16 protein-coding genes are annotated in these 14625 nt (G+C 35.4%); 6 read left to right on the forward strand and 10 right to left on the reverse strand.

Going from position 1 to position 14625, the window contains the following annotated elements; all coding sequences use genetic code 11:
- Window positions 1-36: 36 nt before the first annotated feature.
- The 6 genes from pmtD to ACSBRB_RS09105 all read right to left on the reverse strand — a co-directional run bounded on the left by pmtD (window position 37) and on the right by ACSBRB_RS09105 (window position 4068).
- Window positions 37-765 carry a phenol-soluble modulin export ABC transporter permease subunit PmtD gene (gene pmtD, locus ACSBRB_RS09080; RefSeq protein WP_435032522.1) on the reverse strand — a complete coding sequence of 243 codons (729 nt, stop codon included), beginning with the start codon at window positions 763-765 and terminating at the stop codon, window positions 37-39.
- Entirely contained in the window at window positions 762-1637 is an 876-nt protein-coding gene (pmtC, locus tag ACSBRB_RS09085) for a phenol-soluble modulin export ABC transporter ATP-binding protein PmtC (protein ID WP_435032523.1), read from the reverse strand. The genes pmtD and pmtC overlap by 4 nt, the downstream gene beginning before the upstream one ends.
- A gap of 25 nt (window positions 1638-1662) precedes the next feature.
- Window positions 1663-2394: a phenol-soluble modulin export ABC transporter permease subunit PmtB gene (gene pmtB / locus ACSBRB_RS09090; RefSeq protein ID WP_435032524.1), complete on the reverse strand. Its 732-nt coding sequence runs from the start codon at window positions 2392-2394 to the stop codon at window positions 1663-1665.
- Window positions 2395-3294 (reverse strand): phenol-soluble modulin export ABC transporter ATP-binding protein PmtA, encoded by a 900-nt coding sequence (pmtA, locus tag ACSBRB_RS09095; protein ID WP_435032525.1) that lies wholly within the window; start codon window positions 3292-3294, stop codon window positions 2395-2397.
- A complete protein-coding gene (gene pmtR / locus ACSBRB_RS09100) occupies window positions 3291-3671 on the reverse strand; it encodes a PSM export ABC transporter transcriptional regulator PmtR (protein WP_435032526.1) in 381 nt (126 codons plus the stop codon). Before pmtR ends, pmtA begins: the two co-directional genes overlap by 4 nt.
- A gap of 211 nt (window positions 3672-3882) precedes the next feature.
- The gene (locus ACSBRB_RS09105; protein WP_435032527.1) at window positions 3883-4068 is read right to left on the reverse strand and encodes an SE1626 family protein; all 186 of its coding nucleotides are present in this window, start codon (window positions 4066-4068) and stop codon (window positions 3883-3885) included.
- 192 nt (window positions 4069-4260) lie between these two features.
- Between ACSBRB_RS09105 and ACSBRB_RS09110 the strand changes: the two genes are divergently transcribed.
- Window positions 4261-5550: an aminotransferase class I/II-fold pyridoxal phosphate-dependent enzyme gene (locus ACSBRB_RS09110; protein ID WP_435032528.1), complete on the forward strand. Its 1290-nt coding sequence runs from the start codon at window positions 4261-4263 to the stop codon at window positions 5548-5550.
- Window positions 5551-5756: 206 nt separating this feature from the next.
- Here the strand turns inward: ACSBRB_RS09110 and groL are convergent, their stop codons facing one another.
- Both groL and groES read right to left on the reverse strand, forming a co-directional pair.
- Window positions 5757-7379 carry a chaperonin GroEL gene (gene groL, locus ACSBRB_RS09115; RefSeq protein ID WP_435032529.1) on the reverse strand — a complete coding sequence of 541 codons (1623 nt, stop codon included), beginning with the start codon at window positions 7377-7379 and terminating at the stop codon, window positions 5757-5759.
- 49 nt (window positions 7380-7428) lie between these two features.
- Window positions 7429-7716, reverse strand: a complete 288-nt coding sequence (gene groES, locus ACSBRB_RS09120) for a co-chaperone GroES (protein ID WP_059107751.1) — start codon at window positions 7714-7716, stop codon at window positions 7429-7431.
- Between the two features lie 181 nt (window positions 7717-7897).
- Between groES and mroQ the strand changes: the two genes are divergently transcribed.
- Window positions 7898-8641, forward strand: a complete 744-nt coding sequence (mroQ, locus tag ACSBRB_RS09125) for an intramembrane glutamic endopeptidase MroQ (protein WP_435032530.1) — start codon at window positions 7898-7900, stop codon at window positions 8639-8641.
- 95 nt (window positions 8642-8736) lie between these two features.
- Here mroQ and ACSBRB_RS09130 read toward each other — a convergent pair whose 3' ends face one another.
- Window positions 8737-11367 (reverse strand): SdrH family protein, encoded by a 2631-nt coding sequence (locus tag ACSBRB_RS09130; protein ID WP_435032531.1) that lies wholly within the window; start codon window positions 11365-11367, stop codon window positions 8737-8739.
- Between the two features lie 195 nt (window positions 11368-11562).
- Between ACSBRB_RS09130 and ACSBRB_RS09135 the strand changes: the two genes are divergently transcribed.
- Entirely contained in the window at window positions 11563-12192 is a 630-nt protein-coding gene (locus ACSBRB_RS09135) for a nitroreductase family protein (RefSeq protein ID WP_435032533.1), read from the forward strand.
- A gap of 166 nt (window positions 12193-12358) precedes the next feature.
- Window positions 12359-13144, forward strand: a complete 786-nt coding sequence (locus tag ACSBRB_RS09140; protein ID WP_435032534.1) for a carbon-nitrogen family hydrolase — start codon at window positions 12359-12361, stop codon at window positions 13142-13144.
- Window positions 13145-13438: 294 nt separating this feature from the next.
- On the opposite strand, the gene ACSBRB_RS09145 is transcribed toward ACSBRB_RS09140, so the two are convergent.
- Window positions 13439-13513, reverse strand: a complete 75-nt coding sequence (locus ACSBRB_RS09145) for a delta-lysin family phenol-soluble modulin (protein ID WP_103170786.1) — start codon at window positions 13511-13513, stop codon at window positions 13439-13441.
- Window positions 13514-13894: 381 nt separating this feature from the next.
- On the opposite strand from ACSBRB_RS09145, the gene ACSBRB_RS09150 reads away from it, so the two are divergent.
- Together ACSBRB_RS09150 and agrD are read left to right on the forward strand one after the other, a co-directional pair.
- A complete protein-coding gene (locus tag ACSBRB_RS09150; protein WP_435032535.1) occupies window positions 13895-14464 on the forward strand; it encodes an accessory gene regulator AgrB in 570 nt (189 codons plus the stop codon).
- 2 nt (window positions 14465-14466) lie between these two features.
- A complete protein-coding gene (gene agrD / locus ACSBRB_RS09155; protein WP_107392671.1) occupies window positions 14467-14607 on the forward strand; it encodes a cyclic lactone autoinducer peptide AgrD in 141 nt (46 codons plus the stop codon).
- Window positions 14608-14625 lie beyond the last annotated feature (18 nt).

The raw sequence follows: 14625 nt of genomic DNA on the forward strand, positions 1-14625 counted from the left end.
GCGAATCACGATTTAATGGCTATTTTATATCTGGAGTTAAATATCTTTTTTAGAGACATAGAAGAGATTCACAATAAAGAGTACAACGATTGAAGCTGCTGAGATAAACCATTGCCAATTGGTGAAGGTATAATCCCCGTCCGTTGTCTTATCTGTTAAGTAACTAAACGGAATATATTTCAATGAATTTTCAATGTGTTCCCCTATTTTGGGGATCATCGGTAGGAATGGTTCAGCAAAAGGTACAAATAAGATTAAGAAAATACCTAATGTGAAAATCAATGCTGTTTTAGGTACGACAAGGGCAAAAAGATAAAGTAACAATCCATAAAACAGTTGGAAAATGATATAGAACCAAAGTAAATCTAAGAACTTGTCGCCTTTCACATTGGAACCATCAGTAACACCTTCGATGATTAAGATCGTCGCTGCAAGAATGGCTGTCATCAATACAGCGATAAAGACGATTGAAATGGTTTTGGCTATCACATAACCGATACGATGACTGGTTTTATTCATAAATAACTGCAACGTACCTTGTGAAATATCACGTGTAAGGGTTTTGATCACGAAGAGTAGACCCACTACAGAGAAGAACCAACTGCCCATTTCTAATAACATTTCAGCATCTACTTCATCATTTTGTTGATTTTGTAACACAGTAACTAAAATCATAGGTGCCCAAGTCAAAATAAGTGCTAAATACGTCAGAGGACTTTTAATTATACTGTAGATATCAAATTTAACGAGTTGTGCTATATTCATGATTTGCCACCTTTCTGATTAATGTTGAAGTAAGTATCACGTAAAGAGCTTTTACGTGTTTCTATGAATTTAGGATAGATATCGCGTTCAGCCAATCCTTTTAATATCGGTTGATAATCTTGTTGAGCTTGTAAAATGATTTCACCGTTTTCTTTTTGTGATTGTTTTACGTTAAAGTGTTCTGTTAAGTAATCGATAGCTGCACTGAAATCTGAGAGCTCAACTGTTAATACGGTCGCATCAGTTGGAGCACCTTCCGCCATGTCGACATCTTGTACAAACTGACCATCTCTTAAGAATACGGCGCGATCACAAATCAATTCGATATCTTCTAATTTGTGACTTGAAATTAAGATTTTCATGTCATATTCCTCAACGAGCGACTGAATTGTAGTAAGCACATCGATAGAACCGTCTGGATCCATACCGTTTGTGGGTTCATCTAAAATTAAAAATTTAGGTTTATTCATTAACGATACAGCTATAGCTAATTTTTGTTTCATACCCATAGAGTATTTTTTAACTTTCTTTTTCACATAAGGTCTCATACCAAAGGCATCGATGATTTGATCTGTATATTGTTTATCAAATCCTGCACCGAGGACTTGCGCAAACAATTTCAAATTATACAATCCTGAGTTATTATCATATAACTTAGGATGTTCAATTAGATAGCCTACTTCATGTTCCTTACTCAAACCTACTTCTCCAGAATAGTTAACAATATTACCATTCATCACTTTCATTAAAGTCGTTTTTCCGACACCGTTTTTACCAATTAAACCAACGATACGACTCTGTCCAAAATCAAAGTCAATATGGTCTAAAACGGTATGTTCGTTGTATTTTTTAGTTACACTTTTTAGTTCCATATGTCTCCTCCTTCTAGTTGACGAATTATTTTAACTTACGATATTGAATGAAATAATTAATGATGAAACTGAGTCCACCAATAATGAGATAGGCATACGGTAAATATGCATTATCGACATAAATGTTTATTCCTAAAGCATCACCACTACCGAAAAAGATATATAAAACATATATACCTAACTGAATTACAGATACTGCAATCGGTATGAGAATAAACGCTATGATTAAGTAGAAAATATAAGATACTTTCTCGCTTTTCTTCTCTGTGAATTGTCTAAGAGCGAGAGGAACAGCGAATAAATTAATTCCGATATATAACAGGATTGAATTAGTAAGCTGAGAACTCACATTCTCTTGATTGCCTAATACGTTATACAAACCAAATATGGCCGCTCCGATAAACGTAAACAATAACACTGTAATATAATTTGCATTTAACATATCCTTTTTAGATACAGGTAAACTACCAAAAAAGTTGTAAACTTTATTGTCTCCTAATTTACTGTGGAAACGGAAAGCATGCCCTGCATCTTTGATGATTAATATCGTCATAGCAGCTGTGATGAGTAACAGAAAAATTACGATTAAAATATTAATTGGAGTCGCTAAATGACTAAGGTGATCTTCATTTTCACTCACTGCTTCGTATGCTGCATTATTGATCCATACATATATCGGTAGCAATAAAAGTAATATGCCATAAACAATAAGCGTAGTTTTGCGTAATTTTATATTTCTAATAATAAGTTGTTTCAATTAAATCTCCTCCATAGAAGGTTGTCTAGTTTGGCGGATGACCGCATTATCTGTTTTTCCTAAATAAACCATTAACGCTTCAATAGTAGGTTTAGTCACAACTACATCACTGCCAAACAACTCTTTAAATGCGTTGCTTTCTGTAGTGAGTGACGTATAACCAGTTTGACTATATTCAATATGTGTTGTGAGTGCTTTTAATTCACCATCAAGTTGATTGATATTACCTTGTACAATTTGGTAATTGTCTAACAGTTCATCGATAAAGTTATCGACCACAATTTCTCCATCTTTCAAATAGACTAAGTGATCGGCAATTTTCTCTAAGTCTGAAATAATATGTGTTGAGATAAATACTGTTTTATTCTCATCAATTAACTCTTCTTGGATCATCTCGAGCACTTCATTTCTCACGATTGGATCAAGACCGGAAGTTGGCTCATCCAGAATGAATAACTCTGCATGATGACTAAACGCAATCGCTATGGAGAGTTTCATCTTCGTTCCTGTTGAAAGAGATTTAATTTTAGCATCTTCATCTATCCCAAATCGTTGTAAGTAGCCAGCAAATATAGAGTGATCCCATTGTGAATAAAACGGAGCAATGATATTTTCAACTTTTTTAACTTTCCACTTGTCATTTAAATACAGTTCAGAGTAAATAAAACCAATTCTATCTTTAATATTCACTGCGTTATCTTTCATTTGGTGTTCAAATACTGTAATTCGACCCGTATCTTGTTGTAACAGGTCCATGATCAATCGTATAATCGTTGTTTTACCTGAACCATTGGGTCCGATAAAACCAGTTACATAACCTTTTGGCACTTTAAAAGAGATATCGTTTAATTCAAATTTTTTCTGATGATAACTCACGTGTTCTAACTCTATCGCATTCATTCTTCTTCCTCCTCATAAATCATTTTGAGAATTTCAATCATTTCTGATAACGGCATATCGATTGTTTTAGCTTCTTTAGTCATTGATCGTGCTAATGACTCAATCACGACAAATTGTTTTTCTTTGAGAATGTCACTATTTTGTTTATTCACAAATGTGCCCTTTCCTCTTATGGTATAAACAAATCCATCGTTTTCTAAGTTTTCATATGCGCGCTTCGTTGTAATCACACTGACGCCGAGATCTTTCGCTAATTCTCTCATCGAAGGAAGATGTTCACCGAGTGAAACTTGCCCTTTCAAGATGTTCTCTTTAATTTGTTGTGTAATCTGTTCATAAATAGGCTGTTCACTATTATTTTTCAATAATATTTTCATGATGGCCTCCCAACTAACTGTATATACTTATATATATACAATATATACATTTTTGTAAACCCCTTTTTTAAAATCGGCGTAAATAAAGGACTTAAAAGCTATCATCTGTATATCTTGTATATATACAGTGCAGTAGTTTAACCTATACAAGCTCATAAAAAAATACCTAAATAGTACGATTAAGTACTACTTAGGTATGCAATATCAGAGCTTATTTTTTATCTCGATTGCGTTTTTTTCTTTCATTATTACGATTAATGAACGCGCAAATCATAAACATAATAGAAGCGATTAATAATTTTATTCCTGCATCTTCATTATCCGTCGCTTGTAAATAGTAGCCAAAGACAAAGAGTGCAAGGGCTAAGATGACAAATATTTTGGTTAAATGCTTCACGTTTTCACCTCGAACACCTATATTATAAAATAAATTCTACTTAAACATATACAGTACTATTGTCACATAACAACATGAGAAAGAAAACCGCCATACATAAAATCATTGTATCAAATGTGCCTTGACTTTATCTTTATGACAGTTCAAGATAAGATATAATTATGAATAAAGATAAGGAAGGTTGATGCCACGATGAACCCTCTAGCTATAGAGTTAAATGAACAATTATACAAAGCTTCCCCTGAAACATTAAACATGTTATCCGACCTAGGTAAAAATATCTATTATCCCAAAGGTATACTCACACAATCAGCAGAAGCGAAATCTACTTCATATAATGCGACGATAGGAATGGCAACTTACAGCGATCAAAAAATGTACGCAGATACACTCTTTGATGTATTTAATCACTTGAGTTCAGATGAAGTCTTTCCTTATGCACCCCCTCAAGGTTTAGAACGTTTGCGCGAATTATGGCAACAAAAAATGTTGAAAGAAAATCCTGATTTAGATGCATCACAAATCAGTAAACCACTTGTTACCAATGCTTTAACACACGGTTTATCCTTGATTGGAGACTTATTTGTAGATCGCGGAGATACCTTATTATTACCAAACCATAACTGGGGTAACTACAAACTCGTTTATACAACACGCCACCAAGCAGAAATCAGCACCTACCCTATATTTGATCAATCAGGTCATTATACAACAGAAGCACTAGTAGAGACACTCGATCATTTTAATAAAGATAAAGTCATTTTATTACTAAATTATCCGAATAATCCTACAGGTTACACACCTACGACAGATGAAGTCCAAGATATCGTAGAAGCGGTTAAACGTCTTGCAGAACGTGGTACTCACGTCATTGCAATTGTCGATGATGCTTACTACGGTCTATTTTATGAAGATGTATATACACAATCTATCTTTACTGCCTTAACTCAAGTCGAGAGCAAAAATTTACTCCCTATTCGTCTAGATGGTGCTACAAAAGAATTCTTCGCTTGGGGCTTACGTGTAGGCTTTATCACATTTGGTACTGAAGACGAAACAACGCAACAAGTGTTAGAAGCTAAACTCAAAGGTCTTATTCGTTCTAATATTTCAAGCGGTGCCATGCCTTCGCAAAGTGCAGTGAAATATGTGTTAGAGCATCCTGAAACATTTGAAAAGGAAATCCAACACAGTATTGATACATTACAAGCACGTTATGAAGTCACTAAACAAGAAGTTTATGACGATAAATATCAAAATTACTGGCAACCTTATGATTTTAATTCAGGCTATTTTATGGCGATTAAAATTAAAGACGTTGACCCAGAACAACTACGTAAACACCTTATTGAAAACTATTCAATCGGCATTATCGCACTGAACGATACTGACATCCGTATTGCTTTCAGTTGCATTGAAAAAGAAGATATTCCACACGTATTCGAAAGCATTGCCAAAGCCATTGATGATTTGAAAAAATAATTAATTAAGCTTAGATTACTATCTTGAAATGTACAAACTCGTAAGTAATCATTATCTTAAGACATCACTTTACAATACATGCGATGTCATCACGATCTATAAGAAATAGATTCAAGACGCAAAAAGCTAAAAAAGCCAATTTCTATCGTTGAAAGATAGAAATTGGCTCTATTTTTAGGGCTATATTTTAAATTTAGAAGTTAAGATTACATCATACCTGGCATGCCGCCGCCCATACCTTGTTGTGAATCGTTATCTTTTTCAGGAATGTTTGCGACTACTGCTTCTGTTGTTAAGAACATTGCAGCCACACTTGCAGCGTGTTGTAATGCAGAACGTGTCACTTTAGTAGGGTCAACGATACCTTCATCTAACATGTTTACCCATTCGTTTGTTGAAGCGTTGAAACCAACACCAGTTTCTGCATTTTTCAATCTTTCTACAATGATTGAACCTTCAAGTCCAGCATTTTCAGCGATTTGACGTACTGGGGCTTCTAACGCTCTGAGTACAAGGTTTACACCTGTTTGTACGTCACCATCTGCATCGATATCTGCAACTTTATCATAGATATTCATGAATGCTGTACCACCACCGGCAACAATACCTTCTTCAACTGCTGCACGTGTAGAGTTTAACGCATCTTCAATACGTAATTTACGTTCTTTCAATTCAGTTTCACTTGCTGCACCGACTTTCACGACTGCAACACCGCCAGCTAATTTAGCAAGACGTTCTTGTAATTTTTCTCTATCGAAATCTGAATCAGTTTCGTCGATTTGTGATTTCAATTGACTGACACGTGCGTCGATGCTGTTTTGATCTCCGTCACCATCAACGACTGTTGTATTGTCTTTAGTGATTTCAGCTTTTTTAGCTGTACCAAGCATATCTAAGCTTGCTTCTTTAAGGTCTAAGCCAAGGTCATCAGTGATGACTTGAGCACCAGTTAAGATAGCTAAGTCTTCTAACATTGCTTTACGACGATCACCAAATCCAGGCGCTTTAACCGCAACAGCTGTGAATGTACCACGCATACGGTTTAATACGATGTTTGTTAATGCGTCACCTTCAACTTCGTCAGCAACGATAAGGATTGGACGGTTCGTTTTAACCACTTGTTCTAATAATGGTAAAATATCTTGGAATGAAGAGATTTTTTTATCTGTGATTAAAATGTATGGTTTATCTAATTCTGCGATCATTTTATCTGAATCAGTTACCATGTATGGAGATTGATAACCACGGTCAAATTGCATACCTTCAACGACTTCTAATTCAGTGCTTAAACCGCTTGATTCTTCAATTGTAATGACACCATCATTACCAACTTTTTCCATTGCTTCTGAAATGTATTCACCAATTTCATCATCTGCTGCTGAAATTGAACCAACTTGAGCGATGTCATTTTTGTTTTCAACTTTTTGAGAAATATCTTTGAGTGCAGTTGTTGCAACTTCAACTGCTTTGTCGATACCTTGGCGAATGCCTACTGGATTAGCACCGCTTGTTACGTTTTTAAGTCCTTCTTGAATCATTGCTTGAGCAAGTACTGTAGCAGTTGTTGTACCGTCACCTGCAATTTCGTTTGTTTTATTTGCAACTTCTTGTACGAGTTTTGCACCCATGTTTTCATATGGATCTTCTAATTCAATTTCTTTAGCGATAGTTACACCATCATTTGTAATTAATGGAGAACCATATTCTTTATCAAGTACTACGTTACGACCTTTAGGGCCGATTGTTACTTTGACAGCATTTGCTAATTTATCTACACCTCTAAGCATTGCTTGACGTGCATCTTCTGAGAATTTTAAATCTTTTGCCATGATAGATTAACCTCCAACCTGTTTATTGTTATCTTTTTTATTACTTTAATTAATCTTCAATGATAGCTAAAATATCGTTTTCGTTTATAATTAAATAAGCATCTTGTCCATTTTTAACTTCTGTTCCAGCGTATTCTTGGAACACGACAGTGTCACCTTCTTTAACTTCTGGTGCCACGCGTTCGCCATTATCTAATAAGCGACCTGAACCAACCGCGATGATTTTCCCTTCGTTTGATTTTTCTTTAGCGCTATCAGTCAATACGATACCGCTTTTTGTTGTTTGTTCTCGTTCTATTTTTTCAATAACCACTCGGTTTCCTACTGGTTTTAACATGCTTATTTCCTCCTTGTACTCAAAACTTTAGCACTCAAATAGCTGGAGTGCTAACTTACTTTCAATAATAATCAAAGTTGGTCAATATTTCAAGTCAAAACACTTATATATTATTCTTTGTCCCTACCCGTAAATTACGCTACAATGAAGGATAAAGAAAAGTTGGAGGTTAAAAACAATTATGTCTCGATTATGGATATCCATTTTAACCCTTGTTATCTATGCACTCGCTCAATTTGGTGTTGCGATTCTTCAAGCAACAGGTGCATATGGTGATTTACAAGGGCAAGACTTGGCCATCGCAGGTATCTACACCCAAGTCACTCTATTTATTATTGCAGCGATACTCATTATCCTGCTCCATCTCTTCACCAAGAATCCCACCCAACTCGAACAGCAACCTAAAGAAGAAAAACGATACATTGTATTATGGGCAATCGTAGGTTACATCGCTGTGATGATTTATCAAATCATTGCTAATATGATTAACATCTATATTTTTCATTTGCCACAAGAAAGTGAAAATACGACACAATTAATGGAAATTGCGCAACAAATTCCAGTGTTTATTGTGCTCATATCCATAGTGGGACCAATCTTAGAAGAATACGTTTTCCGTAAAGTCATCTTTGGTGAACTCTACAATGTGATTAAAGGTAATAGAGTTGTGGCATTTATCATTGCGACAACAGTCAGTTCCCTTATCTTTGGTCTAGCACACGGAGACCCAACACATATGCTTATTTATTTTGGTATGGGAGTCATTTTCAGTGGTTTCTATGTGTTGACGAAACGTTTATGGGTAAGCATTTTGATTCACATGTTCCAAAACGGCTTTGTCGTTATTATGCAATTTGCAATAGGTCCAGATAAAATTAAAGAACTGCAAGATCAAGTAGACTTTATTCTTCAATTCTTATTTTAATTTTTAAGTATATCTGAGTTCGATACAAAATAGTATAACCCCTAATATCGAGTGCTAAAAACACGATATTAGGGGTTATTTATATATCTGATGTCTTAATCTTTTTTCGTTTTTCGATATAAATAGCCACCCATTATACCTAAAAAGATAGCAATGATACCAATGATGAGAACAAAGTTTACACGTTGGAATGATAATCCTTTATGATCGCTATCATCATCTCTTTGAACAGTATATTCCCCACCTTTTGTATCATGGTATTCATACTTACTGTGTGATTTATCTTCAGATGGATGTCTAAGTTCTGGCATCGAACCAATTTCTCCAGTGATTAAAGCTAACACTTGTTTATCTAGATTTTTATAATAAGCGTCTGCATTTAATGGATTAAAATATTGGAATTTAAAGTAATTTGTTGATTGTTGTAATTCATTTAAATAATGATTATCTGCAAAATCTTGACGTTTTAATAAGCGATAAAGCTGTTGGTCGCTCACTTCTTCCTCTTTCTTGCTTAAACGTCGTACTTGGTCTATCACAAATGGATTATATTTAAACGAACCATAATTTAATTTGTTGAATCGTTTAATTAATCCTTGATTGTCATTACTTTCTTTACTCTGACCACTCTGACTTTGTGCCGACTCAGTATTTGCTGTTACCGTTTGTCGGTTATCAAATGATTGTTGTGATGTGGATGTCTGTTGAGTATTTCTTTGTGGTGACTGATTTGAAGTCTCGTGATTAGTATTAGATGATGTTGTGTTTTGAGACGTTTGATTATTTTGATCTGAATTTGTAGATGATGTCATTTCATTGTTTATTGGCCCTGAATGGTTCTGACTGTTCGTTGTTTGATTATTAGATTGGCTCGTTTGTGTTTGATTATTTCCATTTCCGCTATGTTCGGAAGTTTGCTGTTGATTCGTTTCATTTTGATTAGGTCGATATCCAGATGTTGATCCGTTCTGTTGACCATGTTGAGACGAATTTGATTGCGAGCCACTACCTTGTTGTGAATGTGTGTTTGAGACTGGTTGATTGTTTGAAGGGAATGACGGTTGACCTGTATGATTACCACCTTGATTAGATTGATGTGGTACGCCATTACCTTGTTGATGGTTATTACCCTGTTGAGAGGAATGACTATTAGAATGATGATTGCCTGGAACATTTGATTGATTTCCCTCTCCAGAATGATGTTCGTTGTGACTACCAGGTTGATTTGGTCGCGGTGTTATATCTTGGCCACCTGGTCTATTTGAAGGTGTATCGTCTGAACCTTGACCGCCATCATGGCCGCTTTCGCTTGGACGATCGCCAGGTTTAGTATGATTGGGTTCATCATGAGATGGATGGTCACCGTCAGTCGGATTGTCACCTGGTTTCACATGGTTTCCATCTTGTCCGTCATGACCGGGGCCTTCATCTTCACCATCATGAGAAGGACCTTGCTGATCTTCGCCACCCTCGTGAGGTGGTTTATTATCAGGATTGTTTGGTCTAGGATCTTCATCATGACCAGGTTTTGATGGCTTATGCTCTCCTTCTTGATCGTCATCTTCTCCTGGTTTTGAAGGTTTGTGTTCTCCGTTTTGATCATCATCGTCGCCTGGTTTCGAAGGTTTGTGCTCTTCATCTTCATCATCGTCCCCAGGTTTTGATGGTTTATGATCTCCGCCTTGATCATCTTCTCCTGGTTTTGACGGTTCATGTTCACCATTTTCATCATGATGACCATGACCATTATCATCGTCAGATGGATGTTCTTCTTCACTTGATTCATCGTTGTCATTATTATGATCTTGGTCCTCAGATTCATGAGTTTCTGAATGGTTCGGATCTTCACTATCTGAACCTTCGTCTTCTTGATTATGATGATGGTCGTTTGTATCTTCATCCGCTTCATCGTTATGTCCCTCGTGCGGTTTGTCCTCATTTACATCATCTTCTGGTTTATCATTTTCTTCATTAGTATCTGCGTGATGATCCTCGGTAGATCCTTCATTGTCATTTGTTTCAGATGGATGTGAAGTTCCATCTTCATTACTGCTACTTTGTCCGGAAGCATTAGAACCTTCTTCTTCAGTATCATGATTTTCTTGCTCTGCGCCATTATCATCAGAATGACCACTTTCTCCATTAAGAGCTGATGATTCATCTGGCTGAGGCTGTTCAGTATGATTCGTTTCCTCATGCTCTAGTGAAGGAGTAGTTTGATCTGCATCTTGTTGAGCTGCTTCATCTTCTAAATGTGCGTCTGTTTGATCTGTTGGCGTTGGTTGATTATCTTCAAACGTTGCAGTTTCTCCTAAATCTTCCATTGTTTCTGAGTTCTCTTTGGATGAAGTACCATTTTGTGGTTCTGAGTTTGATGTATTCATATCAGCAGTATTCACGTCGTTTTCTTCTGAATTGGCATTTGACTCTAAATTATTTTTAGAATTTTCACGTTCCGCCTCATCTTCTTTATGATTTAATGGACGATTCGCCATATTATTATTCATATTCTCGTTATGCTCATTTTTATTTTCCAAAGTGACTGCATTGTCAAAAGCGTTATCGTTATTAGCTGAAGGAGCATCGTCTTCCATATGCGGCGCACCTTGAATATTCGCCTGCGCGTGAGATTGTTCAGCTGCATAAGTCGTTTCAGTCATAAACGTCGTACCTAATATCACTGCGGCACTACTTAACATGAATTTACCTTTATGATTAAACTGCAAAATGTCACCTCCTCATTTTCGTCTTATCGATTCACCGCTATTATATAAAATATTGTAGTATTTTGCATCCTTATCACCAATTTGATATCCATCAATTTTTAAAATAAATAAGTTGAAGCATTTCTATTTACTTTTGGAAGTATACTAATTATACTAAGCATTAGAAAAAATAACTTATTGGGAGGAATCAACAAAATGGGTTTATTTAACAACTCTAATAAAGACCTTAAAACATTCCAAGATGCAGTAGAATCACGTCGTTCAATTTATGACTTAGAAACAGAAGTTTCTATCTCAGATGATGAAATTAAATCTATCATCGAACACACAGTTAAACATGTGCCATCAGCATTTAACTCACAATCTACACGTATCGTATTACTCTTAAACGATAAACACGAAAAATTCTGGGACATCACTAAAGAAGAATTGAAAAAAACAATGGAACCAGAACGTGATTTCCAACCTACTTCAGATAAAATCGATAACTTCAAACATTCACACGGTACCGTGTTATTCTTTGAAGACCAAGAAGTAATCAAAGGATTAGAAGCTCAAATGCCTGCATATGCGGATAACTTTAATGTTTGGGCTAACCAAACAAATGGTATGCATCAATTTACACTTTGGACAGAATTTGCAATCGAAGGTATCGGTGCTACTATCCAACACTACAACCCACTTGTTGATGAACAAGTTGCTAAAACATTCGATATTCCTGAATCTTGGAAATTAGTTGCTCAAATGCCATTTGGTAACGTACGTGGTGAAGCACTTGAAAAAGAATTCAAAGATGTAGACGAACGCTTCATCGTTAGAGACTAATTCATTTCTACAAATCATTTTATAAAAAGTATATCTGGATAGCGCTTCTTTAAATAGGAGTGCTATCTTTTTTTATGCTTTAACTCTCCTCCTTTCTCTTTGCTTCAACGCTCTATTTTCTATACAGTAGTGATAATACATCATTCGGAAAATGGAGGTTGTGCCTATGAAACTAAAAATCTTTCAATTTGAAGTAAAGCCTGCAGATGTGGATGCGAACGAACAACAAATAGCTCACTACTTTGAAAATGATGTTACTGAGGAAACCGATTGTGTGGTGCTGCCTGAGATGTGGAATAATGGGTATGCACTAGAGCAATTAGAAACACTGGCAGATCAGAATTTAGCACGCAGTCTACCCTTCATTTCAAAATTAGCGCAACATTATCATGTCGATGTCATCGCTGGTTCTGTGTCTAATAAAATAGAAGGAAAGATTTATAATACTGCTTTTTCAGTCAATAAAGAAGGACAATTGATATCTACCTATAATAAAGTACACTTAGTTCCCATGTTAGATGAACCGAGCTATTTAACAGGAGGACAACAGGTCCCTGAACTCTATACACTCAGTCACAACACGAAAGTCACACAGATTATCTGTTATGACTTAAGATTTCCTGAATTATTACGTTTTCCTGCTCGTAACGGTGCACAAATTGCTTTCTATGTCGCTCAATGGCCTTCAGCAAGAGTAAATCACTGGCGTGCATTACTCCAAGCTCGTGCGATAGAAAATGATATGTTTGTTGTTGGGGCAAATGGATGTGGTGACGATGGCAATACGCGATATGCAGGCCATTCTATGGTTATTAATCCTAATGGAGAGATCATCGGTGAATTGGATGATCAATCAGGTGTGTTAACTGTAGATATAGATGTCGAAGAAGTTACAAAACAACGTCAAAGCATCCCTGTTTTCGACAATCTGAAGTTAGATTTATATAAATAAGATGCTCACCCATCATCAGATAGTTGAAACAAAATTAAGCCGTGAGCTTGGGAGGGACTCACGGCTTTTTATTTATTAAGGGAATATTTTTACAGTTATTTTTTCTATTTTTTGGGGATGTTTTTAATTATGAAAAATATTTAGTGAATTTACCGATTATTAATCAATTGAATGATGTTTACGATAGCTTACAAAATAATACTCCGCCTCTGTTTTAGGCTTTATACAATGACACTTGGTTTCTGCTGAGTTACAATAAATGCTTCAACTTATTGGGACATAAAAATTAAGCAATTAAGCAAATTTTTTCACAGTATCGAGAATCCATTTAACAAGACCACCGACTGTTTCAACGATATCTTTAGTCATGTGATAGACCTCCTTTGTTTATAATCAAAGGGTAACAAACGTAATCCATAGGTCACTTCAAAGGAAGTATCGTAGAAGTTTGTATGGCAGATTTATAAAATAACTACTCAAACTTTTATAAATCTTGTTTGGGAATAATCAACCTGCTGTCGTTGATTATTGTTTACCTCTTTGTAATACAACTTTATTAAAACACGGAATTTAACGTTCATGTGCGATAATACCTAACTCGAAAATTTTCATTCTAAAGTGTAAACCAAAATATGTTAAAATGATTTTACTAATACGAATTGAACAGTTAGGCACTCAAAATAAACATCCGAGCAATTAAAATCACAAATATTGTTTTAAATTGTATACTGTGGGCAAGGAGAGAAGCATATGACAACTATTATTGATAATTATATTGATCGTTTTGCGAATTATCTGCAAGAGCGAAACAATTTAGACCGCATTGCCTACCTAAAAGTACGATTAGGTTTGCAAGTGGTAGTGAGTAATATCATTAAATTGGTTGTCACTTATGGTATTTCTTTCCTCTGTGGTTTATTTTTTTACACACTCGCCACACACTTGAGTTATTTTGTAATTAGGCAATACGCCCATGGGGCACATGCTAAATCCTCGATTCAATGTCATGTGCTGAATTTATTACTATTTGTTTTATTACCTTGGTTAATTGTGTATACTCAAATTAGTCAAGTTATAATGTTTTTAGTTGCAGTTTTCAGTTTTATTATCTTATGTATTTACGCACCGAGTGCAACTAAGAAACAACCAATACCTCAACACCTAGTTAAGGGGTTTAAAATAAAAACGATTGTTGTCTCCTTAATCGTCATAGCAATCTCATTTTTATTCCCTGAACCTTACCCACAACTTATTTATACAGGTGTTTTTCTTATAGCTGTTTCACAATTACCAATATTTTCTACTAAGGAGGACGTTTAATTATGAAATTATTAGATCTTTTACTCAGTTCAACAACTAGCTTTTTACAAATGGTAGGCAACAGATCAAAAACAAAAACTTGCACAGTTTTATACGATGAACCAGAAGTACCTAAAGAATTAATTCAAGAATTAGAAAAATAAAGCAATCTTAGAAAGTGT

The organism is Staphylococcus auricularis (genome assembly GCF_051172115.1).
GTDB lineage: Bacteria > Bacillota > Bacilli > Staphylococcales > Staphylococcaceae > Staphylococcus > Staphylococcus auricularis_A.

Coding starts and splice junctions, on each gene's coding strand:
- pmtD (WP_435032522.1), bottom strand. CDS start 765: ATGAATATAGCACAACTCGTTAAATTTGATATCTACAGTATAATTAAA.
- pmtC (WP_435032523.1), bottom strand. CDS start 1,637: ATGGAACTAAAAAGTGTAACTAAAAAATACAACGAACATACCGTTTTA.
- pmtA (WP_435032525.1), bottom strand. CDS start 3,294: ATGAATGCGATAGAGTTAGAACACGTGAGTTATCATCAGAAAAAATTT.
- pmtR (WP_435032526.1), bottom strand. CDS start 3,671: ATGAAAATATTATTGAAAAATAATAGTGAACAGCCTATTTATGAACAG.
- ACSBRB_RS09110 (WP_435032528.1), top strand. CDS start 4,261: ATGAACCCTCTAGCTATAGAGTTAAATGAACAATTATACAAAGCTTCC.
- groL (WP_435032529.1), bottom strand. CDS start 7,379: ATGGCAAAAGATTTAAAATTCTCAGAAGATGCACGTCAAGCAATGCTT.
- groES (WP_059107751.1), bottom strand. CDS start 7,716: ATGTTAAAACCAGTAGGAAACCGAGTGGTTATTGAAAAAATAGAACGA.
- mroQ (WP_435032530.1), top strand. CDS start 7,898: ATGTCTCGATTATGGATATCCATTTTAACCCTTGTTATCTATGCACTC.
- ACSBRB_RS09135 (WP_435032533.1), top strand. CDS start 11,563: ATGGGTTTATTTAACAACTCTAATAAAGACCTTAAAACATTCCAAGAT.
- ACSBRB_RS09140 (WP_435032534.1), top strand. CDS start 12,359: ATGAAACTAAAAATCTTTCAATTTGAAGTAAAGCCTGCAGATGTGGAT.
- ACSBRB_RS09150 (WP_435032535.1), top strand. CDS start 13,895: ATGACAACTATTATTGATAATTATATTGATCGTTTTGCGAATTATCTG.
- agrD (WP_107392671.1), top strand. CDS start 14,467: ATGAAATTATTAGATCTTTTACTCAGTTCAACAACTAGCTTTTTACAA.